We start from the raw sequence: 22,903 nt of genomic DNA, 5'->3' as shown, positions 1-22,903 counted from the left end.
CTGCGATGTTTTTTATTATAATGTAATAAATTATATTATAACAAAAGTATGGCGCAGTGTAACAAATTTTTGTTATAATGTCAAGCGTAGCAATGAAGTGATTATTATAAATAATATCTAAAGGAACAACATGCAAATCCCCTCACGTTTCAGCATTGCAGTCCATATTTGTTTGTGTTTAGAATTTTTTGATGCAGATTCAGAGACAAATCGCAATCGCGACAAAACACACTGCAAAAAAATGACAAGTGAGGCTTTGGCAGATTCTGTGGGAGTGAATAGTGTTATTGTCCGCAACATCCTTGCCCAGCTCAAAATGGCAAAACTCGTGCATATATCGCGTGGAAGTGGTGGGAGCAAGCTCGCGAAGAAGCCACAAAATATCAGCCTACTTGATATTTTTAATGCTGTTGATTCAATGGGCGAAAATGGGCTTTTTCGATTCCATACAAACCCTAACAAGCTTTGCCCATTGGGCAAAAATATCCATTTGCTTTTAGATACACATTTTGAGCAGGCTCAAAAAGCATTGGAAAGCTATCTTGAAAATATTAAATTGATTGATTTACTTAAAAGTTTGCAAGGTTAAGACAAAACAACTTCTTAACTTTCTCGCACGGGAATGCGGAGAATTGTTTTTAGTTTTTGCGGAGTCGTTTTATTGGGATTGCTTAAATAAATTTCATGATGTGCCCTGATGAATCCGTCTTTGATTGCGCCAATATCATTATGAAGAGATGAGTGAGCAATAAAATCTTCAATTTGAGCAAGGCTCTTTGGCTCATCATCATAAGCACCAATATGTAACATCTGAACGCATAAGCCTTCTTCAAAGTTTATGAATGATGCTCGACTACAATCCAAATTCTTCTTTTGGAAAACGTCATTACATACCCATTCAAAGATTTCTTGGGTAACAAAATCTGGCTGGGTAATCATTGCCTGCCATTGAAAATTGTCTTTGTCTTTAAAATTTCCATTGCTCCACCATAGCGATTCTAAAGGAGGCACGACATAATCAAAATGCCCTTGAATGTTTCTGCCCTTGTCCATTTTTATAGCGTATGAAAGAGCATATAAAACTTTCAAAGCCTCTTGGTATGCACCGCCGCTATCGTTTGGGTTGCCTTCTCCCCGCACGGCGATAAAGCACATCTTGGGCACAAACACACGTGCGGGAATTTGTTTTGGCGAGTACAAGTCTTTAAAAGCTTTTTTAAAATCAAACTTTTGCATTGCTGGGCTCATTCTTTTTCCTCTTGACAAATTTTTCCTTTGCAAATTCATACGATTCTTGTATCATTATTTTGAACTCTTCAAAAGTTTTATTAGAAGGGTTCAAGACACATACCCAACCCATCCATGCGTAGACAGGGTGGGGGATAATAGTATCTAAAATGGTAAAATCATAATCCATTTTTACAATATTTCCAGCAGATGGACGTTTGGGGATATATCCAAAGCGTTCAATAAAAGTCTGCTTTCTTAGCCCGACATTGACGCGATAGACATTATCGCGATTCAGCAAAGAAATTTTATCATTGTTGCCATCTTTTTCTTTGATGGTCAAAACATAGACGCCTCGTTTCAAAACGCTGTTTGGATTATAAAAAATACCTTTTTCACCCCAACTCTCCACTAGCGTAGTATCCTTTAAGCTAGATAGACAATAAGAAAGAATATCATTAGTCATCATTGCTTCTTTCACTTTATGATTCCTCTCCTTTATGCTTGCCTTTTCCTTTTGCCTTTTTGGGCTTAGGAGTGGGCAAAATCGGGGCGAGGGCAAGAACGACATCTCGCAGAGTTTGTGGCGAATCCACGTCAAGAATGTAGGATTCTTTAGCACCGGGATAAGGGAAACCTTTGGGGGCAGATTCTAAAAGTGTCGCTAGAATCGTATGTTGTTTGACATAGAGCGTCTCATCGCACAGCAAAAAAATTGGCTTTGGGACAGCGCAAGAATCGGACACATAGATACAATACTCGCCAAACATTTTCTTGGCACTGAAACGATATGGCTCGCCTTGTAACGCGCTATCGAGCGTCTCGAGCACAAAATCTTTGAAGCCTTCACTAGTCGCCATTCTCTCGTCCTCGCTCTGTTAGAATGCGATATGATAGCACAAAAAACGCATTAAAAAATAAATTTATGTGCCGCTCGCATCATTTCTTTGCCCTTAAATACTTCTTAATTAGCTTTATCGCCCAATCATAATGGCTTGAAGTCGCGCTCACGCAATAGCTTCCGAGACTCGTTGTACCACACCATGGATAATGTTTTTTGAGAAAAAATTCTTTATCTGGAAGCTGTTGTATCATCTCCATACAGGTGGCATGGCTCTTGTGCAACATAGATTTTGCCTCGTTCAAGGGCGTGTTTTGGTGCTTTTGCCATAGTTCTTGATTCATTTTTGGATAGGTTTTGAAATTATAGGGCGCGGGCAAAAAGGACACGAAATCATTAATTTTGCTAAGATTTGTTTGCACAAAATGCAGCAGCAGATTCTGCCATTCATATAAATGCACGAGAATATCACGCAATGTCTTGTCGCGCTCATTATAATCAAACCTTGCAAGCTGCATTTCATTTGGCATGGAATCAATCAAGGCAAAGAGCTGCTCAAAATTTGCTTGACTTTGGTGTAATAGGTCGGTTTTGGTGTTGGGTCGGGGCATGGGATTCCTTTTTATAGATAGATAAGAAATCCCGTTAGGTACTAAACAATAAATAATGATTTTTAGTAATTTTAAAATTGCTGATTAAAAGTTCTTTGCCTACATTTGCTTTTTCTTGCTTGTAATTATTCATTCCATATTGCAAAGTCCATTCTTGTAGATAAAAATCCTTATAAAGTTCTCGTATATAATCACTATCATCATACGTAAGCAAAAACTTATGTTTAATATTTTTAAGATTTTTATAAAGGGCTTCATGATTAAAGCTTGTATGTAAATCCCCTCTTTTTCCATATAGTCTTGATTTAGTTGCACTAAAATAGGGTGGGTCTAAAAAAATAAAAACATTTTCCCCATTTTTATATAATAATTCTTGGTAATCATTAAAGCTAAAAGAAAAATCATTAAAAATACCTTGCATATTTTTCAATCTTTCAATGCAACTTTGTGTGAAACGAGATTCAAAAGCCTTTTGTGAATAACCTCCGCAATCTACTACGCCAGAAAAAGTAATACGATTAAGCACAAAGAAATCTACTGCTCTTTGGAAATCATTTAAGGATTGATTTCTGCGCTCAAGTAACAATCTATAGAGTTCTCGTCCATTTTTATAATTCTTTTTAATGTCTTGAATCGCTTGGATAAGGTCGTTATTTTGCGTTTTTAAAATCTGCCAAAAGCAATATACATCATAATTTAAATCATTAGCAAAAAATTTTATTCCATTATGGGGATATATCTGTGCTAGGTATATTCCTACACTTCCGCCACCAAAGAAAGGCTCACGATATTCTTTAAAGTCTTTTGGAAAGTAGTCTTTTAAGAATTTAATAGCTCTTGATTTACCCCCTGGATAGCGCAAGGGAGATTTAAGATAGATTTTATTGTTCATAATTTATCCAAATTTCAAAATGGTTATTTTGAGATTCTATATTTAAAGCCTTAAGCATTGATATTTGAGTGTTTGAAAAATCACTATGGGCAAGAACAGAATCCAAATTATTATTTGGAAGCGAAAAACTATCCCGCAAAAGGTTTGAGGTAAGCCTTAATATAATTTTGAATTTTTTATATCCAGCAATAGAACTCAAATTATTATAAAGCATTAACTTCAAGAGTCCATCTTTAATATCATCACTACTTGGCAATAACGAACTTTTAGTATGTTTGCTTTCGCATAAATACAATATTCCATTTTTAAAAAGAACATCATCAATTGTAAAGAAATATTGCCCTCCTAGATAATTACTTATAGTGATTTTGGCTTTTTGCCCTATGCCTATCTGTTCCTTAGGTTGTATGGTTAAAGATTCTCTATTTTGTGCTTGTTGGGCTTTTTGTCGTGAAAATTCCATAAAGGTTTTTCTAACTTCAGAAATTTTTTGTGCAAATTTATCAATATTTTGGCCATTATGCAGTTTTACTTTTAAAGAATCTTCTATCTTTTTATAGGAATTTTTGGCAATCTCGACTAGAGTTGAAAGATTCTTATTTTCCAGCTAATTAAGATTCCAATGAAGTGCAGATTGGTGGTAACTAATGAGATTGGTAAGCTATTTTGCAATATAATCATTGTTAAATTTCTGCTTAGTGATTCTATTGTTTCTTGTCTGGTGAATCTCTGCACAATCATAAAAACCTAAAATCACATAAACATTGAGTAAGCTCATCAAAGAAATTGTATCCCATTGCAAATAATCCATGTCTCCACTTAAGCCCTCGTCTTTGATAATTGGAATAATGGTAACAACTTTATTCGCTTTGGGGTGGTCAAAGGTATCATACACTCTTGCATAAGGATAAGAACGTGTGCGTTTAGGGCTGACCCATTTACTTATGGCTAAAGTTTTACCCTTAAAATTTATTAAGCATTTGCTTGATAAATCGTTAATGTTTTCAAAATTAAATTCTTCTAAAACATCTCGCCAATATTTTTGATATGAAAAATTTTGAATTTGTGCCTGTAACATTAATTATCCGCCCATATATACTTATTGTTCTTCAATATGTTTTTCTTTGATGTATTTTTGCATATCTTCATCGTTTAAAACATCATCAAAATTTGCTACAATTTTTGTATCTACACCCGCCTTAATTTGTCTATTGATGTCCTCGATAAAACGCTTAAAATTTGGATTTTTATCAAGAAGCATATCTAAAGTTTGTATGTCAAGATCTTTCTGTCTAGAACTTAGCAAAATTTTAGAACTTAGAATATCACTTTCAAGTTTTATCACCCCTATGCCAAAAATCTGATTTAAACGTCTAAGTTCACTTAAAACTTCATCATCAATCTCTTTAAAAACTACCAAATATCCCTCATTAGCCCAACTTGAATTACTTACAGCTTGGAAATAGCTCTCCTTTAAATTTGAAAAATCGAGACTAATTTTAAGCTCAAAAGAAAAGAATTTATAGTGGCTTTGATTAATATTGTGCAAAAGATTTCAGGTGTCTTTCCTAAGCTTGAAAGTTTTTTACCAAGCCCAATTTCACAAGCTCTTGCCCAAATTTGTCCACTTGTCAAAGGTTCTTTTGCTTGTTGTAAAATTTCTACAATTAATTCTTTATAAGTCATCTTTACTCCTTTTTTGGATTTTGTTAGTATTTACTCCCACTCAATCGTGCCCGGGGGTTTGCTCGTAATATCATACACCACGCGGTTAATGCCCTCAACTTCATTAATAATACGATTGCTTACAGATTCCAAAAAACTATGCGGCAAATGCGCGAAAGTCGCCGTCATTCCATCAATTGCCTCAACCGCTCGGACGCAAATCGTATTATCATACGTGCGATTATCGCCCATCACACCCACACTCCGCACATTGAGCAACACACAAAATGCCTGCCACACTTTGTTATAATGCCCTTGTTTTTGCAACTCCTCTATAAAAATAGAATCTGCCTCGCGCAATAAATCTAAATCCCTTTTATTCACTTCGCCCATAATGCGAATCGCAAGTCCTGGTCCCGGGAAAGGGTGGCGCATTAGCATCGATTCTGGCATTCCTAGCTCTCGCCCCAATGCCCTCACTTCGTCTTTAAACAATTCCCTCAGGGGCTCAATGAGTTCAAATTGCATCCATTCGGGCAAACCGCCAACATTATGATGCGACTTAATCGTTTTGCTCGGTCCTTTCACGCTCACCGATTCAATCACATCAGGATAAAGCGTGCCTTGCGCGAGGAATTTTATCTCACCCTTTTGGTTGTATTTTTTTGCCTCTTTTTCAAAAACTTCAATAAAAGTTTCACCAATGATTTTACGCTTTTGCTCTGGGTCTATCACGCCTTTAAGACGCTGCAAGAATAATGCACTTGCATCCGCAGTTATCAGAGGCACTTTGAGATTTTCTTTAAACATTTTCTCTACCGCTTCTCGTTCGCCTTTGCGCAAAAGCCCCGTATCGACAAACACAGGAATCAGATTCCCCCCAATGGCGCGATACAAAAGCGCTGCGACAACGCTAGAATCCACCCCGCCACTGACGGCACATAAAACTTTGCTTGTCGTTGGCTTTTTGGTGCTTTTGGTGGATTGTTCGCTCGGTGCTTGGTCATTACCCTTGAGGTAACTCCTTTCTCCCCTTGCTCCAAAACCACTAAAATCCCCTAAAAATCCTTCCGACTTAGAATCTTTAGTTTCTACTTTTACATTGCGTTTAAAACACGAAGTCAAATGGTCATTCACCATTCCAATTGCTTGCATATACGCATACATAATCGTGCTGCCCACAAACTTAAAGCCACGTTTTTGTAAATCTTTGCTAATCTTATCTGAAAGTTGGGTTTTTGTGGGTATCTCACTCATAGACGTAAAATGATTGAGAATCGGCTTGCCGCCAACAAAACCCCAAATATATTGATTAAAACTCCCAAATTCTTCTTGAATCTCCAAAAACAATTTGGCATTGTGAATCGCCGATTCTATTTTGATTCGATTACGAATAATGTTTTCATTACCCATTAATTCCTGAATCTTTGCTTCGTCATATTGCGCAATGGTTTTTGGGTCAAAATCATCAAATGCTGCCCGAAATGCCTCACGTTTTTTTAGAATCGTAATCCAACTAAGCCCCGCTTGCATTGTTTCAAGCACAAGAAATTCAAAGAGTTTTCTATCCTCGTGCAGCGGCACACCCCATTCTTTGTCGTGGTAATCCTCATAGAGCTTGCGTGCTGCCTCATCTTTATCATTCGCCCATTCGCAACGTTTTATCTCTGTTTTTTCTGCAATTCCAAGCTTCAAAGATTTTTGTAAATCTATGCTTGCAATGCTTAATGGAATTAGCGTGGGAGAAATTGTACCATTGTTCCTAGCGGGGAGAGGCTTTTCTTCTGTTTTTTGGAATCCTAAATGCTGATAAAAGCCTAAAGCCCATTCAATGCTATTAACTTTTATTGTTTCAAATGCGCACAAATGTTTTACAAAGGCTTCTTCGATAAGCGCCTTTCCCACACCCTTTTTAAAGACATGTGGAGCGACAAACAGCATTGCGATTTCATTTTTTTCTACTTCAATAAAGCCTAAGCATTCTTGATTTCTTTGAGCTATAAATAGATTTTTGGATTTTAAAATAGCCTCACGTATTTCCTCTCTCATGCCAGAGATTTCTTCCTCGCTTAAACCTGTATGCGTGGCTCTTGCGCCTTTTTCCCAAACGGTAACAAGACGTTGCATTGTTTGCGTTTTTCCAACTTGTTTAAAAGATTCTGTAAGAGTGATAAAGCACAAAGAATCTTTTATGGGCTCTAAAGCCTGCTGCAAACATTCCCTCGTTACCTCCATAGGTGTTAGCATAATTTCCTGATAATCTCGATAGCTACAAAAGGGTTCACCTGCTTTGTAAAAACCTAGTTTGTTATAATAAGAAAGTGCTTGTTCGCGACTATTGAGCTTAATTTTTTCAAATTGATATAAATACCGTTTCAAAGATTCTTTGATAAGTGTCTTGCCAATCCCTCTACGAAAGTGTTCAGGGGCAATAAAGAGAAGCGTAACTTCATTACCTCTTACAGCAATGAAGCCTAGCCATTCGCCAGCCTCTTTGTATATTAATATTTCCTCCGCTTTCGCAATATAATCTTTTTCCAATACTTTACGTCTATGGGCAATAAATTCATCGCTTACATTTTGTGTGGCTCGCACAGAATCTTCCCATATTTTAAGAAGTTTTTCGATGACTTGTTCTTTTTTAAGCTCCTTACAAGCCTCTTGAAAAGTCATCAAAGTAAAAGCAGATTCAATACCCACAATCTCACGCAATTTAGCAATTTCAGATTCTGCAAAATGACGCATATTCCAGCTTGTATCACTCCCGCAAATCTCCACTGCAAAATTACGCAAAATCTGCCCACCACATTCACTATGCACGACTTCGGGGTGAAATTGCAACGCATAAATCTTGCGCTTCAAATCTGCAATCGCACAATAATGCGTATTACCAGACTTTGCAATTTCTTTAAAGCCCTGCGGGATAGATTCCACCTTGTCCGCGTGGCTCATCCATACAATAGAATCTTGCTTAACATCGTGAAACAACCTATGAGATTCCAAATGCTGCGCTAAATTCTTGCTTTTTACCTCAAAATGAACGATAGGGAAATTTCTCCCTTTACTATCTTTTGCGCTCCGCCCACTCTCACGGAATCCCAAATACTTATAAAATGCTAATCCTTGCGCATTATCGGTATTACAATCTAATTGGATACTTTCATATTGCTTTAATTTTCTCTCATAGGCTTCTCGTATCAAAGCCCTACCCACACCTCTTTTAAAGAATTTTGGAGAAACAAACAGCATATCAATTTTATTATTTTCAAATCCAATAAAACCTACAAAATCATTAGACGCTGTCGCAACAAGGATATTTTCTGCGCTTTGTAGTCGTTGGCTTACCTCCTCTTTAATTTCTACAATGGCAGATTCTGCCAAAAATCCATGACTTGAACGCACAGAATCTTCCCATAAATCTATCAGTGCATTCAGCATTGCGGGGAATTTTTGGTGATTAAATTCACTAAAGGTTAGTTGCTGCTCCAAATTTAGAAATTCCAACACCGCCTTGCCAAACTCCTGTGCATCGGCTTTGATGACCTTGCCGCCAAAATGATGCGCGATGAGATGCAAGCCATAGCAAATTCCAAGAATCGGAATCCCAAGCGCAAAAATCGCGCTGTCGGGCTTGTATGCGCCCTCCTCATACACGCTCGCGGGACCACCGCTTAGGATAATTCCCTTAGGATTCTTTGCTCTTATGGATTCTATACTCTCAAAGTAAGGCACAATTTCGGTATAAACACCATATTCCCGTAATCTTCGCGCAATAAGCTGCGTGTATTGACTGCCAAAATCTAGCACCAAAATTTGAACATTATTCATCTTTTTCCCCAAATATAATTTTTGCAATCATAGCCTAAACTTGCTTATTGCAATATTTGCAAGACAAAGATTAACGTTAAAAAAACCAACGCCAATAAAGCATTCCAAAGAAAATAATCAACACAATTCCAGCTAAACTTAAAAGAATCCCAAATCTAAACATATCCCAGATTTTTACCCCGCCTTTGCTAAACACTATTGCATTAGGGGGCGTGGAAATAGGAAACATAAAGGAAAATCCTACACAAATCGTTGCAATCAACATCACCAAGCTTTGCATTTGCGGGTCTAAAAAATCTTTCGTAGAAGCAAAAATAGCAGAAAGCAGAATCGCAATCAGAGCCGTAGAGCTAATAAACATTGTCAAACATAGAACCAAGAGACAAACACAAGAAAGAAAAATCAAAATAGGCAGAGAGCCAAAATACTCAAAGATTGGCTTAAAGGCGTCCCCTAGTTGCATTTTAGCAATCGCCATTGCGATACAAAACCCAGCACCAAACAAAAACATTACCTCAAAAGGCACAGCTTTAGAATCCTCCCAACGCAAACAACCCACTTTAGGAACAAACATCAAAAGCCCAAAACTAAGCAAAAGGATATTTTCATTAAACCCTAGCCCATCATAAATTGGCTTAATTGGAGAATTGAGCAAAAGCAGCAAGAGCAAAATCCCTATCAAAAACAGAAGTTTTTTGTGCTCAAAGGTTACTTTAATGTCCTCAAAAGCGTCAATCTTGAGTTCCTCATTGCCGAGATTATAAGAAAGAACCTTAATCATCACATAAAGCATACATAAAGTCAAAGGCAACATCATAAAAATCCAAGCGGCAAAGCCAATGCTCTCAAACTGCACAGTTTCTAGGAATCCTAAAAAAATGAGGTTTGGGGGAGTGCCAATAGGCGTAGTGATTCCGCTAATGCTAGCCCCAAAGGCAACGGCTAACAAAAACCTGCTTTTTAAAACCTCATCTTGCGTGATAGAAAAGGCAATTGGTATCAACAAGAGTGCCACGGTGGAGTTAGACAGCACACTACCTAAGGCGACACTCGCCACCCCAAGCGCAGTCAAAACCCCCTTAGGCGTAGCAGGAAAACGGCTTAAAAACTTTTTGGCGATGATTTTATGCAAACCAATCTTTTCCACTCCAATAGCGAGCATAAATCCGCCCAAAAACAAGAAAATGATAGGATTTGCGTAATTGCTTGTCGCACTTTTGACATCTAAGATTCCAAAAGCGGGAAACAAAATAATAGGAAGCAAGGAAACAATGCCTAGCGGCAAGGCTTCGTTAATCCATAGGGTAATCAACAAAAACAAAATGCCGATAAATGCTCCCACCTCAAAAGAAGCCGAAAAATAATAAATACTCAAAAATCCCGCCACAAGAGCGCAAAAAATAGCCAAACTTAAACCCGATAGAATCTGAAAATGTGTTTTAAACTTCAATCTCTTGCGCAATCGCGGTCTTAGCTTCATTGGTTACCCTTTATGTGTTTCTTTTCTTAAAATTGTATCATAAGTGCAGAAAAACTTAAGAGATTCTTTATATATTATGAGTAATTTGGAATCTTAACCCAAAGAATCCCTTTTTAAGAAACCCCTAATCGCCGCATTTCTCTTAATGCAGATACCAAATGAGAGCAAATCCCGTTTGCTAAAACCTCCGGTCTTGGCAGATTTTCTACGTCTTCTAAGCTCTCATCTTTAAGCCAAAATATATCCAAATTTGTTTTGTCTCTCTTTTGAATTTCCGCAATGCTAAAAGCGCGGAATCTTTCGCTTTCTTGCCGCGATTCTGTTGCGTCCACTTTATAGCAATTTTCAAAGTCTTTCAAATGCTCCTCGCTCAAAGGATTACTAACAAGACTTAGATTCATATTTGTGCGCATATCATACACCCACACTTTCGAGGTTGCGTCTTTTTCTGAAGCGACTTTGTCAAAAAACAGCACATTCGCCTTGACGCCTTGCGCATAAAAAATTCCTGTGGGCAGGCGCAAAATCGTATGCAAATTAAAATCTTCTAAAAGCCTTTTGTGCACCTTTTCGCCCGCACCCGCCTCAAAAAGCACATTATCGGGCAGCACAACCGCCGCCTTGCCCCCATTTTTGAGAATATTCATAATATGTTGCAAAAAATTCAGCTGCTTATTAGAAGTTGTCGCGAAAAAATCCTCGCGATTATATTCCTCTTTTTGCGTCTTGACTTTGCCATTTTCTGCCAGAATCTTTGCCGCAGATTTCTTGCCAAAAGGAGGATTTGTTAATACTTTATCAAAACGTCTACTTCCACGCTCACTTAAAGAATCTCCAACCTCTATAATGCCATCATCGCCCCCGATTCCATGCAAATAGAGATTCATCGCGCACATAGACGCGACTAAAGGTGTAATTTCTTTGCCATAAAGCCTTTCGCTTTTAAGTCTTCTTAGCTATTCTCTGTCTTTTGTTTGCGCCTTCATCACCTCATACGCGCGTAGCAAAAACCCGCCTGTGCCACATGCTGGGTCGCAGATTTCCATATCGGGCTTTAAATCCATTAAAGACACGATAGAATGAATCAGCACGCGAGGCGTGAAATATTGCCCCGCGCCCGCCTTTGTCTCTGTGGCATTTTTGGCAAGCAATCCTTCATAAATCGCGCCCTTGACATCGACCTTCAAGCCTAGCCAAGTTTCACTATTTATCATCACAAAAAGCTTCTTGAGATTTGCAGGTTCTTTGATTTTATTTTGCGCGGACTTATAGATGAGCCCTATCACGCCATCAGATTCCGAAAGCTCTGCGAGCGCGCTATTATATGCAGTCTCTAATTCCAATCCATCAAGTCGTATTAGCCGATTCCATTTACAATTTTCAGGGATTCTGCTATGCTCGCCAATCTCTTCTCTCTCGTTTTCCATTTTCAAAAATAGCAAATAGCTAATTTGAGCAACATAATCCGTATAGCTCACGCCACTATCGCGCAGAATCGTTGCGAAATTCCAAACTTTTGCGACAATCGCTTTTTCACTCATTTTTACACCTTTTCATCAATCGTGAGCCATACCATTGCTTATTTTGCCAAAGCTTCAAAGGCTACTTTATACTTTTCTAGCATTTTATTCCCCACTTCTCGCACTTCCTCATCGCTCGCATAAGTGATTGTCTTCGGTGCAGCTTTGAGCTCAAAAGGTATCGCATTTTCCCTTATCACTGCTTTAGCAAAAATATTAAAAGCCGTGCTAAGATTAAGCCCAAGACTTTGGACAATCGCTTCAAATTCCTGCTTTTCTTGTTTGTTCATCTTAAAAGTTACATTGACATTTACGCTATTGGACATTGTCTCTCCTTTTGACGTTTATATTATGGTATTTTTGCTATATTTTAGCCTTACATTCAACATCTTAGCATCACCTAATGCAGCTCGCCTTTAAAGGCACTTTTGAGCAAAGAGTTTTTCAATCGCGGAATCGTTTCTTTGACTTTTTCAAGATGACTTTTTGCGCTTTCAATCTTTGCAAACTCGCTTTCTAGCTTTGCTACGATTTTTCTCTGGGTTTCGAGGGGTGGGAGGGGAATGGGAGCGTCCTTAACAATATTCATTGTAATTGCTGAAAAAGTAGAACCTGTGGCTTTTTGGTTAAAATAGTCTTCAAGTATTAATAAATAAAAATATAAAAAATCATTATTTTGATTTTTCATTTTTAAAGCGCATAATCCTCTGCCAATACCCACTTTTCTTTTAGTTATGTTAATAATTCCCACAGGAGCGCGAACACATAAAAGTATAGAGTCCTTTTCGGCAATCTTTTTAATATCGGTTGTAACAAATTCAGATTCTGAAAGATACTTATCAGTAAAACAAATTTTGCCTTGATGAAATTCCATAAAATCATTATCAACTTTTACATTGCCATATTGAGGCGTAGCCGAAATATCTTTTAATGTGGAATCTTTTTGAGATTCTTCCCTTTCGTTGCACTCAAGGTCAGAATGACAGACTGAAATCTTATTGCGTGAAAAAACTTGTTCGCCTTTGGGAGATTGCCCCATAGTGATTTCGCACACTTCCCCTAAAGTTTTAACTTCCCAACCTTGCGGGAGATTCTGAAATAGATTATTTGGCATTAGTTTGTTTTCTCTATCTCATTAGTATTTGGATTGTATTTTGTTTCAAGGATTTTATTTTTAATAAATAATTCCTGAAAATATTTTCTTGCCTGATTTTGTAAAACTAAAATGGAAGTATCTCTTTGTGGAAACCTTGAACTCACAATAGCTGAGAAAGCTTTAGAGTTTGCAATTTTATGTTGCTCATAACTTGAAATAAGCTGTTCAAAAGCATCTTTAATTCTGCTACCTTTTAATTCTATAAAAATTTGTATGTCTTGAGTCTCTTTAGTAATTAAGTAATCACATGTCCTACCTCTATTACATTCTCCATTATCTATTCTTTTTTCAATAAACTCAAAGCCATTTGTGTGTAACTTGAAAACACGTTTATTTTCTTCACAAGTCAAAACCTGATGAGCTCGATAGGAATGTATCATTTACCATACTCCAAGTCTAGCAAATCATCAAAAATTTGTCCTATTTCTTCGGAGACCTCATCGATTTCATCGGCTAGAATCAAATTTGTCTCCTCATTGATAATGCTTTTCACGGTACCATTTTTTACCTTAAAAGCATTAAAATTATCAATATTTAGCCAACACTTCTCGGGCAAGATTCTTTCTATTTGTTGTTTTAATTCTGACTTTTTGATAGAAATTTCATGTGCCTTTAACAGACAATTTAAAGCACTCAAAATATAAGGGCTGTGGGTAGAGAAAGCTATATTTACTTCTTTATTTTTAGTTTGATTAAATAAAGACACCAAATACTCAACGAGGGATTTTTGGACATTTGGAAAAAGACTTAATTCGGGCTCTTCGATAAAAAAACTTAATCTAAAGGGAACATCTCTTTCATGAATAGCATTAGAGGCTCTTTCCATGTTTTCAAACTTCATTCCCCAAAAAACATCAAAAAGAGTTTCTCTAATTTTTGATTTCCAATCAAATTTAAGGGCAAAATAAGATAAAATAAGCTCTACAATAGTTACGGATTTCATACCTGAAGAAGCATTATGAAATTGTGTTTTAGAATCTTTGAAGCAAACCATAAAACGACTTTGTATGCCATATCTTTCAAGTAATAACTCAATATCAAAAATTTTCATTTTTACTTTTCTGTTTATCTGCAAATGTTCAAAAGATTCATTAAAATCCTCAAAAGTTTTTTCTAAATGATAGGGTAATATTCCACGAATTTTGTTATTTGAGAGCAATGGGATAACAAACCTATCATCGGTAATAAAAGAAATTTTTTCTAGGTGTAATTGAATATTTTCGGTTTTTGGATTAATTTTTAGTTGTAGTCTCTCATTTTCTTGAATAATGGTAATATTTTCTAATTCTGTATCATACTCAATATAAGTTGTATTTTTGAAAAAATCATCAAGTCCAGATTCTTTAACAATTCTTTCAATTCGAAAACGATATAAATTCTCTGCGCCCAAATTTTTTGCAAAAAGTCTTAAATGATTTTTTTTACATATCCACCGAAAGAGTGATAAAAGCTTTAAAATCACGTTCTTGCCGCTTCCCGATTCACCGATAAAAACCATAAATGGCTTGATTTCAATCTCTGCCTCAACAATGGGACCAAAATTTTTGATGATTAAACGTTCCTCTTTCATGTCAGAATCTTATCCTTTTTTTGCTTAACCTACCCCACCAACGCCATTCCGAGCTCATCGATGAGCGTTTCGAGCGATTCTTTGAACAATGCCTTTGCGCGATACAGCCCGCCCAAACTCTCGCAAATCTCTTGAATATCGGCAATTTCAGCGATTCCATTTGCGATGATGTAATCTCTGATGAGCTCCAAAAATGCCTCCTGCTCGGGGCTAAAGCGCATGCCTTTTTGCATGCAGCGTCCAATCCACAAATTATAGCGCGAAATGGAAACAATTGCAAAATCTTGCAGCTTATCGTCATGATGCAGCGCGTAGCGCACGAGGCTGATGAGATTTATGAGGTTCTTGCTCGGATTCCTGCTCACCCTGTCTTTATCGCGCAAAGCAAACGCGTTCCAGAGGCTCGGAATGTCCATGAAATCGCGCTCGAGCTTGATTGCGAGCTCGCTAATCACCCTATATGTCAGGTGGCGATTCTTGTAATCTCGCGCATAGATGATGCTTAGCACCTCGATTTCGTCTTTATTTCTCAAGATAAAATCAAGGAATCTGTTGATGAGATTCTGCGCTTTTTGTGTGTCAAACCCCGTGTGCAGCACGCAATCTTGCGAGGTTTCATCGATGTAGATTTTGCTCTTTTTCGCCATTGCTAGAAGCCGATTGCAAAAGCTTTCGTCTTTGAAAATCTCGAGCGGGTTGCTTGGGGATTCTTTGTTTTGAGATTCTTCGCCTAAAGGCTCAGAATGACAAGGGAGAGGCTCGGAATCACACAAGGAAGGCTTGAAATCGCGAGAAATTTCAGCTTGGCAGCTGGGAATCTCGGTTTGGCAAGGCGAGAGTGCGGATTGCAAGAGCGAGTGTTCGGAACACTCCGAATCGGCAAACTCCAAAATCTCGCCCGCGAGGGCGCAGAGGCTCTTGCCGCTCGAGTCTTTTAGGCTCGCATTATCGTCATCGCCTAGTTTGAGTTCTAGGCGACTTAGCCTCGAGGCGAGACTTAACAGCATATCTTTTTCATAGTCGCCTTTTTCCACACTCTCGCGCACGCAATTTAAAATCTCTTTGAAGTTTAAGGATTTTTTGCGCTCAAGCGGACGCGAATCGAGCTTTTGGCTCTCGCTCACGCCGACTGCGTCTATCACATAAAAATGCGTCTTGGAATCTGCGTTTGGTGTAACCGCGCGTAAATCCTCGCGATGAATGCTGCGCACGCCGCGCCCAACCATTTGCGCATAGTAGCTCGCCGACTTAATATCGCGCATAAAAATCAAAACTTCGAGCGGCTTAATGTCTGTACCTGTGGCTATCATATCTACGGTTACGGCGATTCTAAATTGCTTGGAGTTTCTAAAGCTATTAATGAGCTCGTGCGGATTCTGATTGCCGATATTATAGGTGATTTTTTGCGCAAATGTGTTGCTTTCATTAAAAACTTCGCGTGCAATGCGCACAATCTCTTCGGCATGGTTATCGTCTTTGGCAAAAATCAAGGTTTTTGGCAAATAGCTTGGCTTTCGCTCGGGAAAAAGCTCTGTGAATACTTTATCTTTATAAGTCTGTAAAATCGTGCGAATCTGACTTGGGGCGAGCACGGAGCGGTCTAGGTCTGTTTTAGAATATTCTAAATCTTCTTCGAGTGTTTCATAACCAATTTTTCGCGTCTCTTTGTCACGAAATGGTACTTGAAATTCTGCGCTTGCCTCAATGACGCTGCCTTTTTCGCTGATTTGGGTTTTGATTCTAAAGATTTCATAGCCCACATTGACTTTATCGAGAATGGATTTTTCTAAGTCATATTGCGCACGACATTTTGGGCGAAAAAGCCTAGAGTATGCTTCGAGGGTGTCGCGCTAAGCCCGATAAGAAACGCGTCAAAATATTCAAGTACTTGCCGCCATTGCCCATAAATGCTGCGGTGGCATTCATCGATGATAATAAAATCAAATGTATCAATGCCCATTTGGGGATTGTACGCAACCTCTTTTGTTTGGACATCATGGCTTTCAAAGCCTGAATATTCTTCATTGACAGAATCAAACTCCGATTCTCCACAAAGCATGGAATAAAGCCTCTGGATTGTCGTTATCACGACTTTAGATTCCTCTGGAATCGCATTTGTTTCTAAATGCACCACATTATAAATCTCGCTAAAATATCGCTTGTCTTTGGGGACTATAAAATTATCAAATTCTTTTTTGGTTTGCTTGCCAAGATTGTTTCTATCGACAAGAAATAGAATGCGTTTTGCCTTTGCGTGCGCAATTAGGCGATAGGCGATATTGCATGCCGTGAAAGTTTTGCCCGCGCCTGTTGCCATATAAACTAGCGCACGTTGCTTGTTGCTTTGCAACGATTTTTCTAAGCCAACGATTGCGTCTTTTTGGCAGTCGCGCAAACGCGCGCTTTCAAGCAAGGGGAGCTGCGAGATTCGAGCACGTAACGAGCTTTTGTCATCAAGCTTTGCCTGCAATTCTTCGGGCGAATGGAATGCAAAAATCTTGCGCGCCTTTGGCTTTGGCTCTTTGAGATTCGTAAAAAATAGCTCGTTTGCATTGCTTTGGTAGAGGAAAGTAATCTTGCCTAGCTCTTTTGCAAGATTTTGCGCATATTTTAACGACTGATTCTCCGCGCCACTTAAAGCGTTTGGCTTCTTTGCCTCTATCACCGCGCATGCTCTGCCTGCCACAAACAGCACATAATCTGCCCTCGTGCCGTTTTTGAGCACAAACTCACGTACAGCACAATGAGCCTTTGCCAAATTGGGCTTAAATTCTTGAATGTTCAGAATCCTAAACCCTGCTTCGCAAAGCAATTTGTCAATCTCTAGTCTCGCTTCTTGTTCTAGTTTGTCCAAAAACTCCCTTTGCGTTAAGATTTCTCAATATTTTAACATATTTATTATGTACTATTGAATCCAAATCACACTCAAATAACCCTGCGATAGCACAATTCACTATTTTTACCTCTTGCTTTGTCGTCTAAAAATTTTAATATAAATCTGATATAATAATTATTATCTTTATAGAACAAGGATTCTATTATGAATACGGCACAGCACAATATAGAGACAATGAAAAAATTTCAAGTGATGATTAACACCGCAGACGAGAAAATGGCAGACGCATTGATAGACGATAATGCACCATTTTTGACCCCCGCATCGCCCGAGCCTCTATATGGTGGCAAAGGCTATCTTTCGCTTGTGCATTGGCTAAGAAAATCCTTTTCAAATGTGCAATGGACAATGCAAGATATTGTAGCTGAAAATGACAAAGTTGCCGTTATGTGGGAATGCAGCGGAACAAACGATGGACAATTTATGGACATTCCCGCAACGGGTAAAACATTTAAAACAACTTTTATGAATTTTTATTATTTCAATGAAAATGGCAAAATCATAAAAGACATTGCGGGCGTTGGAATGATTGGGATTATTCAGGCTTTAAAGAACTAAGAGATATAAATTAAAAGTGGTGGAAATCAGAGATTTCATACTTTTTAATCGCTAAAATCTTAATCCCAAATTAAAACGGAGAGACAGATTACTAAATCCAAATCACGCTCAAATACAATCCTACAATGGCGCAAAACAGCACGACTGCGCTAAAGCAAAAGGCGAGTACCAAATATCTAAAAAGCGGAATCAAGATTCCATATCGCCTTAAGCTCACAAGCCATAAAAGTGTCGCGAGAGAGCCAATGGGTGTGAATTTTGAGCCGATATTACAGCCCAATAAATGCGCAAAAACTAAGGGCAAATCGCCCACTTCCCTTAGGGCTAAATCGCCGAGCATAATCATTGGCAAATTATTAATCAAACTGCTTCCAAATGCGCTTAAAAACCCAACACTAAGGAGACTTAAGAATCTGCCCTGCTCTCCAATGTAGGAGATTCCACTCTGTAAAATCTCTAACAATCCAGCATTTTTAAGCCCATAAACTACGACAAATAATCCAAGACTAAAAATCACCACACTAAAGGGAGATTCTTTGAGCAACTGAAGCGGTGCGATTCTGCCTAACTTGACACCATAGCCAACCGCCAACATTGCGCACAGACCCACAAAAAGACAAAGTGGAATCCTAAAATACGCTGCTAATGCCGCGCAACTTGGCAAAAGTGCGAGTAATATAAAACAAAAGCAAATCCCAAACTTGCTTAAAGATTCTTGTTTGAAATGACTTGTTAATATGAGTTTTTGAGGCAATTTTACTCCCAATAAATACCAAAAAACTAAAAGCGAAGCAAGGATTGCAAAACTTTGTGGCAAAGCCATAAAGCGTAGAAATTCCGCAAAAGGAATCGCGAAAAAAGACGCAGTTAGGATATTTGTAAGATTGGATAAAATAAAAAGATTGGAGGCAAAATCACTCATAAACCCCATAAAAAGCAAGAAAATCACCAAAGGCGCATAGAATCCCACATTTTTATCAGAAAAAAGTGCGAACATTAGCGGCGTAAGCACCAAAATCGCCCCATCGTTTGCAAAAAATGTTGCTAAAAATGCTCCAAAAAGCACTAAAAGAATAAAAAGTTTCCAACTCGCGCAATAAAATCTCTCTTCGCAAGATTCCTCGCCCTGCTCCTTTGTCGCTTTCACTCCGGCAAAGCACAAAATCTGATATGCCAAAAAATCAAAGAATAAAATGCGCTCTAGCGCAAGCGTCAAAACAATCAATCCCACTAAAACCAAAGTGGAATCCCAAACCATACTCCACACAAACCCTACATCGCTTAGATTGACGATTCCAAACACGGAAGCAAGCAATGCCCCCAATACGCTTATCGCCCATATTGGAATCCCAAAGGGGCGCGTATAAATCAAAAGCATTACGCAGACAAATAAAAAATACGTCATTAAATGCCAATCCCAAATAAAAAATTATTCATCATATAATCCCCAAAGATTCGGATTTGTTTTGATTTTATGCGCAAGATTGATAGGCGTAATTTGCAAAACATTCTCCAATGCTAGAGGAGGAATCTCTTGTGTTTTGGTTAGGATAATGGAATCCCGCACAGATTTCTGCTGAAGCTTATAAGCATAAAAACCCGCAAGAAACGCAGAATATAGCATAGAGGAATGGTGGCTATAAGTGGTGATAATAACATTCTCTGCACTCAAGCCATACAAGGCTTTAAAATACTCATAAGTCCATAAATTACGATTCTTTGCAGGGCTAAAAGGGTCTTGGAAAATGAGATTAAAAGGAATCCTACTAGAAACATTCTTAAGATGATTTAAACCCTCCCTCGCATCTCCTACATACAGGACAATTTCAAGATTTCGTTCTTGATAAAAATGTCTCTGGATTAGGGATTCTAAAATCACGCGCTCGGATTCTAGCTCTTTTGGATAAGGGTGTGTTAAAAGTTGCGATAAAAGATTGGAATCTAATTCGGGAGAATAAATCAAAATCTTGCCCTTAAAGCCTCGCAAACGCGCCATATACACCAAGCAAAGCGTATTAAATCCAAGCCCAAAGCAAATATCAAGCACAGACAAAATCGGCTCGTAAAACTTCAGCGCAAGAGCTGGCAAAATGTGTTTGTGCAAAGTCTCTTGCAATGCGCCGTCTTTTGCACTATGATAAGCTTCACAAAATTGTTTATTATAGAGTGTTACACTAGAATCTTCTGTCAAAATCTGCATCTTTTTGCTTCTTTTTAAAGTGTAAATTAACACATAATTTTATACAATTTTAGTCATTTTTCAAAATTTCTTATTTTAAGACACTGCTCCACTTGCAATTTGTGGAATCGTGAAGCGAAAGCTATTTAAGTTTAAGGAAATCAAAATGGGTTTTGCAGATTTTTTCAAAAACTTCAAAAAGGACGATAGAGCCATGCCACAAGAAGCTCCAAGCCATTGGGTAAAATGCCCAAGCTGCAATGCACTAATGTATTATAAAGAAATCATTGCACAACACTATGTATGCCCAAAATGCGACTTCCATATGCGCATTAGCTTAGAAGACAGAATCGCATTAATGTGTGATGAAGGAAGTTTTGTAGAGTTTGATAAAGATTTAGCCCCCAATGACCCACTAGATTTTGTAGATAAAAAAAGCTACAAAAAACGCGTAGAGGAATACTCTAAAAAATGCGGTCGTCCAAGTGCAATCGTCAGTGGAGAATGCACAATCAATGGCATTAGCGTACAAATTGCATTATTTGATTTTGGCTTTATGGGGGGCTCACTTGCTTCCGTAGAGGGAGAAAAAATCGTCCGTGCAATTCAGCGCGCCATAGAAAAACGACAAGGCTTAGTGATTGTGAGTGCGAGCGGCGGGGCAAGAATGCAAGAATCTACTTTTTCGCTAATGCAAATGGCAAAAACGTCTGCTGCTTTAAATGCCCTAAGTGAAGCGCATCTGCCTTTCATCTCCGTGTTAAGCGACCCAACAATGGGAGGCGTGAGCGCATCATTTGCATTTTTGGGAGATTTGATTATGGCAGAGCCCGGTGCGATGATTGGATTTGCAGGCGCAAGAGTCATCAAACAAACCATTGGAGCAGATTTGCCGCAAGGATTCCAAACTGCAGAATTTTTACTAGAGCACGGACTGATTGATATGATTGTGCAGCGCAAAGATATGAAGCAAACCATTGCCCAAGCGTTAGAATATCTCAAAACAGAAGCCTAGAATGCAGAATCGCAAAGAGATTTTGACTCCATTGTCTCATCTCCAATTTCGTAATCAAAAACTGCTATGATTAAAATCATTGTATATTATATCGCTAAAAATCATCAAGACTTAAGCGACCAATTATGCGAAGAATTTGCTACATTATGCGGGAAATTTGGAGCGAAACTAGAATTTGTCAATTTGTTTTGCAAAGCAATCAACTTAAGTCAAAAACAAGAAGCAAAAGAAGCCAAAAAGTCTTATACAAAGGAGTTTCTTAAAACCTTTAAAGAGAATCAATACAGAATCGCACTAAGCCCCAATGCCAAAAAGTTAGATTCTTTTGACTTTGCAAAGATTCTACAAAACCAAAGCAACATTGCATTTTTCATTGGTGGAGCGTATGGATTAGAGGAGGATTTCATTCAAGATTGCCACACACAAATCGCACTTTCTGCGCTTACCTTTAGCCACAAAATCGCCAAAGTCGTGTTAAGCGAGCAAATCTATCGTGCATTTTGTTTAATTCACAATCATCCATATCACAAATAATAGGAGAAACAATGCGTCCAAGTGAATTAGAAAATTTTAGGTCTATTTTGCTAGCCAAAAAAAAGGCAATTTTAGACAATAATTCCATTCACAAACAAACAATGGAGCATATCCAAAATAGCAATATTAACGAAGCAGATTACGCCGCAATGCAAACAAGAAATGTGTTAGAAGCTTCTATTTCTCAAAGGCATTTTTTAGAATTAGAACACATTGAAAGAGCCTTAGAAAAAATTGATGAGGGAATCTATGGAATCTGTGAAATGTGTGAGGAATCAATCGGAATCCAACGTTTAAAAGCAAAACCACATGCAAAATATTGTATAGTATGCCGACAAATTATTGAAAAAGATTCAAAGGATCAAAAATGAAATTCAAATACTACATTAGCACATTGTTTATATTCATCGTCCTTTTAGGGCTTTATGTTTATAGCCTTAGCGGCGAAAGTTACTCGTTTGCGATTCCATTTAGCGCACAAAGCATTACGCTTCCTGTCGCCGTATGGTTTGTAATCCCTGTGGTAGTTTTTTTTATTGTTGTAGGATTCTTAGAAGTAGGTGGCACTTATCGTATGTGGCGCAAACGCACAAAATATAAAAGGGACTATAAAATACTTTTAGAGCAAATAGAAAATCAACTTCTTAGCAAAGATGTCCCCATTAAACAACCTACAATGAATCGGTATAAAAGTCTCTCTATTCTTTTGAGCAACCTTACTTTAGATGTGAAAGACGGGGTTGCCCTCAAAAGCGGTGAAACAAGGCTAGATGAGATGATTGAACTTCTCGGCGATTTGAAGAGGGGAGAATATGTCAATCTCAAAAAGTTCAATCCGGGCGAAAAATCACCCTTTATGCACAAAAACATATTGAATCAAATTCATAGTGATGAAAAATTTGCCCTAGAAGTGCTCAAAAAAGCAAGCTAT

The 22,903-nt window shown here is 38.1% G+C and carries 21 protein-coding genes and 6 pseudogenes; 6 read left to right on the top strand and 21 right to left on the bottom strand.

Translation table 11 applies throughout. The features are described from left to right. Positions 1–130 precede the first annotated feature (130 nt). Complete coding sequence (locus tag HDT10_RS03620) at positions 131–589, top strand: Rrf2 family transcriptional regulator (protein ID WP_290880089.1); 459 nt, start codon at positions 131–133, stop codon at positions 587–589. A gap of 14 nt (positions 590–603) precedes the next feature. On the opposite strand, the gene HDT10_RS03615 is transcribed toward HDT10_RS03620, so the two are convergent. The 19 genes and pseudogenes from HDT10_RS03615 to HDT10_RS03535 form a co-directional block, all read right to left on the bottom strand. Then, positions 604–1,248 (bottom strand): GyrI-like domain-containing protein, encoded by a 645-nt coding sequence (locus HDT10_RS03615; RefSeq protein WP_290880087.1) that lies wholly within the window; start codon positions 1,246–1,248, stop codon positions 604–606. After that, complete coding sequence (locus tag HDT10_RS03610; protein WP_290880085.1) at positions 1,223–1,708, bottom strand: DUF6194 family protein; 486 nt, start codon at positions 1,706–1,708, stop codon at positions 1,223–1,225. Before HDT10_RS03610 ends, HDT10_RS03615 begins: the two co-directional genes overlap by 26 nt. 1 nt (position 1,709) lies before the next feature. Continuing rightward, positions 1,710–2,087: a transcriptional regulator gene (locus HDT10_RS03605; protein ID WP_290880084.1), complete on the bottom strand. Its 378-nt coding sequence runs from the start codon at positions 2,085–2,087 to the stop codon at positions 1,710–1,712. A gap of 79 nt (positions 2,088–2,166) precedes the next feature. Continuing rightward, positions 2,167–2,679 (bottom strand): ClbS/DfsB family four-helix bundle protein, encoded by a 513-nt coding sequence (locus HDT10_RS03600; protein WP_290880083.1) that lies wholly within the window; start codon positions 2,677–2,679, stop codon positions 2,167–2,169. Positions 2,680–2,713: 34 nt separating this feature from the next. Then, positions 2,714–3,571, bottom strand: a complete 858-nt coding sequence (locus HDT10_RS03595; RefSeq protein WP_290880082.1) for a DNA adenine methylase — start codon at positions 3,569–3,571, stop codon at positions 2,714–2,716. Then, positions 3,561–4,034 carry a hypothetical protein gene (locus HDT10_RS03590; RefSeq protein WP_290880080.1) on the bottom strand — a complete coding sequence of 158 codons (474 nt, stop codon included), beginning with the start codon at positions 4,032–4,034 and terminating at the stop codon, positions 3,561–3,563. Before HDT10_RS03590 ends, HDT10_RS03595 begins: the two co-directional genes overlap by 11 nt. Positions 4,035–4,232: 198 nt before the next feature. After that, positions 4,233–4,649 (bottom strand): hypothetical protein, encoded by a 417-nt coding sequence (locus tag HDT10_RS03585; protein ID WP_290880079.1) that lies wholly within the window; start codon positions 4,647–4,649, stop codon positions 4,233–4,235. 21 nt (positions 4,650–4,670) lie between these two features. After that, positions 4,671–5,257: pseudogene (locus HDT10_RS03580) on the bottom strand (hypothetical protein). Between the two features lie 30 nt (positions 5,258–5,287). Next, a pseudogene (guaA, locus tag HDT10_RS10220) lies at positions 5,288–6,226 on the bottom strand (glutamine-hydrolyzing GMP synthase); the annotation flags it as partial. A gap of 129 nt (positions 6,227–6,355) precedes the next feature. Then, positions 6,356–8,674: pseudogene (locus HDT10_RS10215) on the bottom strand (GNAT family N-acetyltransferase); the annotation flags it as partial. A 54-nt stretch (positions 8,675–8,728) separates the two neighbouring features. Continuing rightward, positions 8,729–9,064 (bottom strand): annotated as a pseudogene (locus HDT10_RS10210) (glutamine-hydrolyzing GMP synthase); the annotation flags it as partial. Between the two features lie 76 nt (positions 9,065–9,140). Next, the gene (locus HDT10_RS03570; RefSeq protein WP_290880077.1) at positions 9,141–10,544 is read right to left on the bottom strand and encodes an SLC13 family permease; all 1,404 of its coding nucleotides are present in this window, start codon (positions 10,542–10,544) and stop codon (positions 9,141–9,143) included. 113 nt (positions 10,545–10,657) lie between these two features. Next, positions 10,658–12,085, bottom strand: a pseudogene (locus tag HDT10_RS03565) (N-6 DNA methylase). A gap of 38 nt (positions 12,086–12,123) precedes the next feature. Continuing rightward, entirely contained in the window at positions 12,124–12,390 is a 267-nt protein-coding gene (locus tag HDT10_RS03560; RefSeq protein ID WP_290880075.1) for a type II toxin-antitoxin system RelB/DinJ family antitoxin, read from the bottom strand. 74 nt (positions 12,391–12,464) lie between these two features. After that, positions 12,465–13,178, bottom strand: coding sequence for a restriction endonuclease subunit S (locus HDT10_RS03555; RefSeq protein ID WP_290880073.1), 714 nt, complete (start codon positions 13,176–13,178; stop codon positions 12,465–12,467). Further along, a complete protein-coding gene (locus HDT10_RS03550) occupies positions 13,178–13,600 on the bottom strand; it encodes a hypothetical protein (RefSeq protein WP_290880072.1) in 423 nt (140 codons plus the stop codon). The genes HDT10_RS03555 and HDT10_RS03550 overlap by 1 nt, the downstream gene beginning before the upstream one ends. Further along, positions 13,597–14,790 (bottom strand): AAA family ATPase, encoded by a 1,194-nt coding sequence (locus HDT10_RS03545; protein WP_290880071.1) that lies wholly within the window; start codon positions 14,788–14,790, stop codon positions 13,597–13,599. Before HDT10_RS03545 ends, HDT10_RS03550 begins: the two co-directional genes overlap by 4 nt. A 29-nt stretch (positions 14,791–14,819) precedes the next feature. Then, positions 14,820–16,550 carry a type I restriction-modification enzyme R subunit C-terminal domain-containing protein gene (locus HDT10_RS03540; protein ID WP_290880069.1) on the bottom strand — a complete coding sequence of 577 codons (1,731 nt, stop codon included), beginning with the start codon at positions 16,548–16,550 and terminating at the stop codon, positions 14,820–14,822. A gap of 26 nt (positions 16,551–16,576) precedes the next feature. Further along, positions 16,577–17,644 carry a DEAD/DEAH box helicase family protein gene (locus HDT10_RS03535; RefSeq protein WP_290880067.1) on the bottom strand — a complete coding sequence of 356 codons (1,068 nt, stop codon included), beginning with the start codon at positions 17,642–17,644 and terminating at the stop codon, positions 16,577–16,579. Positions 17,645–17,830: 186 nt separating this feature from the next. On the opposite strand from HDT10_RS03535, the gene HDT10_RS03530 reads away from it, so the two are divergent. Beyond that, the gene (locus HDT10_RS03530) at positions 17,831–18,244 is read left to right on the top strand and encodes an ester cyclase (protein WP_290880065.1); all 414 of its coding nucleotides are present in this window, start codon (positions 17,831–17,833) and stop codon (positions 18,242–18,244) included. Positions 18,245–18,335: 91 nt separating this feature from the next. Here HDT10_RS03530 and HDT10_RS03525 read toward each other — a convergent pair whose 3' ends face one another. Together HDT10_RS03525 and HDT10_RS03520 are read right to left on the bottom strand one after the other, a co-directional pair. After that, entirely contained in the window at positions 18,336–19,649 is a 1,314-nt protein-coding gene (locus HDT10_RS03525) for an arsenic transporter (RefSeq protein WP_290880062.1), read from the bottom strand. Between the two features lie 24 nt (positions 19,650–19,673). Further along, a complete protein-coding gene (locus HDT10_RS03520; RefSeq protein WP_290880059.1) occupies positions 19,674–20,444 on the bottom strand; it encodes an MnmC family methyltransferase in 771 nt (256 codons plus the stop codon). A gap of 145 nt (positions 20,445–20,589) precedes the next feature. Here HDT10_RS03520 and accD point away from each other — a divergent pair, with 145 nt between their 5' ends. From accD to HDT10_RS03500, 4 genes and pseudogenes are all read left to right on the top strand, one after another. Then, positions 20,590–21,438: an acetyl-CoA carboxylase, carboxyltransferase subunit beta gene (gene accD / locus HDT10_RS03515; RefSeq protein ID WP_290880056.1), complete on the top strand. Its 849-nt coding sequence runs from the start codon at positions 20,590–20,592 to the stop codon at positions 21,436–21,438. 66 nt (positions 21,439–21,504) lie between these two features. Further along, positions 21,505–21,972 carry a 23S rRNA (pseudouridine(1915)-N(3))-methyltransferase RlmH gene (locus HDT10_RS03510; RefSeq protein ID WP_290880053.1) on the top strand — a complete coding sequence of 156 codons (468 nt, stop codon included), beginning with the start codon at positions 21,505–21,507 and terminating at the stop codon, positions 21,970–21,972. 11 nt (positions 21,973–21,983) lie between these two features. After that, the gene (dksA, locus tag HDT10_RS03505) at positions 21,984–22,343 is read left to right on the top strand and encodes an RNA polymerase-binding protein DksA (RefSeq protein ID WP_290880050.1); all 360 of its coding nucleotides are present in this window, start codon (positions 21,984–21,986) and stop codon (positions 22,341–22,343) included. Then, positions 22,340–22,903 (top strand): annotated as a pseudogene (locus HDT10_RS03500) (hypothetical protein); the annotation flags it as partial. The gene dksA and the pseudogene HDT10_RS03500, both read left to right, overlap by 4 nt.

Origin of the sequence: Helicobacter sp. (assembly GCF_014799995.1) — a bacterium.
Lineage (GTDB): Bacteria > Campylobacterota > Campylobacteria > Campylobacterales > Helicobacteraceae > Helicobacter_D.
Note: the sequence above shows the minus strand (reverse complement) of the source record. Positions and strands in the feature narration are given on the sequence as shown.

Coding starts and splice junctions, on each gene's coding strand:
- HDT10_RS03585 (WP_290880079.1), bottom strand. CDS start 4,649: ATGTTACAGGCACAAATTCAAAATTTTTCATATCAAAAATATTGGCGA.
- dksA (WP_290880050.1), top strand. CDS start 21,984: ATGCGTCCAAGTGAATTAGAAAATTTTAGGTCTATTTTGCTAGCCAAA.
- HDT10_RS03555 (WP_290880073.1), bottom strand. CDS start 13,178: ATGCCAAATAATCTATTTCAGAATCTCCCGCAAGGTTGGGAAGTTAAA.
- HDT10_RS03520 (WP_290880059.1), bottom strand. CDS start 20,444: ATGCAGATTTTGACAGAAGATTCTAGTGTAACACTCTATAATAAACAA.
- HDT10_RS03525 (WP_290880062.1), bottom strand. CDS start 19,649: ATGACGTATTTTTTATTTGTCTGCGTAATGCTTTTGATTTATACGCGC.
- HDT10_RS03620 (WP_290880089.1), top strand. CDS start 131: ATGCAAATCCCCTCACGTTTCAGCATTGCAGTCCATATTTGTTTGTGT.
- HDT10_RS03600 (WP_290880083.1), bottom strand. CDS start 2,679: ATGCCCCGACCCAACACCAAAACCGACCTATTACACCAAAGTCAAGCA.
- HDT10_RS03595 (WP_290880082.1), bottom strand. CDS start 3,571: ATGAACAATAAAATCTATCTTAAATCTCCCTTGCGCTATCCAGGGGGT.
- HDT10_RS03530 (WP_290880065.1), top strand. CDS start 17,831: ATGAATACGGCACAGCACAATATAGAGACAATGAAAAAATTTCAAGTG.
- HDT10_RS03545 (WP_290880071.1), bottom strand. CDS start 14,790: ATGAAAGAGGAACGTTTAATCATCAAAAATTTTGGTCCCATTGTTGAG.
- HDT10_RS03560 (WP_290880075.1), bottom strand. CDS start 12,390: ATGTCCAATAGCGTAAATGTCAATGTAACTTTTAAGATGAACAAACAA.
- HDT10_RS03570 (WP_290880077.1), bottom strand. CDS start 10,544: ATGAAGCTAAGACCGCGATTGCGCAAGAGATTGAAGTTTAAAACACAT.
- HDT10_RS03510 (WP_290880053.1), top strand. CDS start 21,505: ATGATTAAAATCATTGTATATTATATCGCTAAAAATCATCAAGACTTA.
- HDT10_RS03590 (WP_290880080.1), bottom strand. CDS start 4,034: ATGGAATTTTCACGACAAAAAGCCCAACAAGCACAAAATAGAGAATCT.
- accD (WP_290880056.1), top strand. CDS start 20,590: ATGGGTTTTGCAGATTTTTTCAAAAACTTCAAAAAGGACGATAGAGCC.
- HDT10_RS03550 (WP_290880072.1), bottom strand. CDS start 13,600: ATGATACATTCCTATCGAGCTCATCAGGTTTTGACTTGTGAAGAAAAT.
- HDT10_RS03605 (WP_290880084.1), bottom strand. CDS start 2,087: ATGGCGACTAGTGAAGGCTTCAAAGATTTTGTGCTCGAGACGCTCGAT.
- HDT10_RS03615 (WP_290880087.1), bottom strand. CDS start 1,248: ATGAGCCCAGCAATGCAAAAGTTTGATTTTAAAAAAGCTTTTAAAGAC.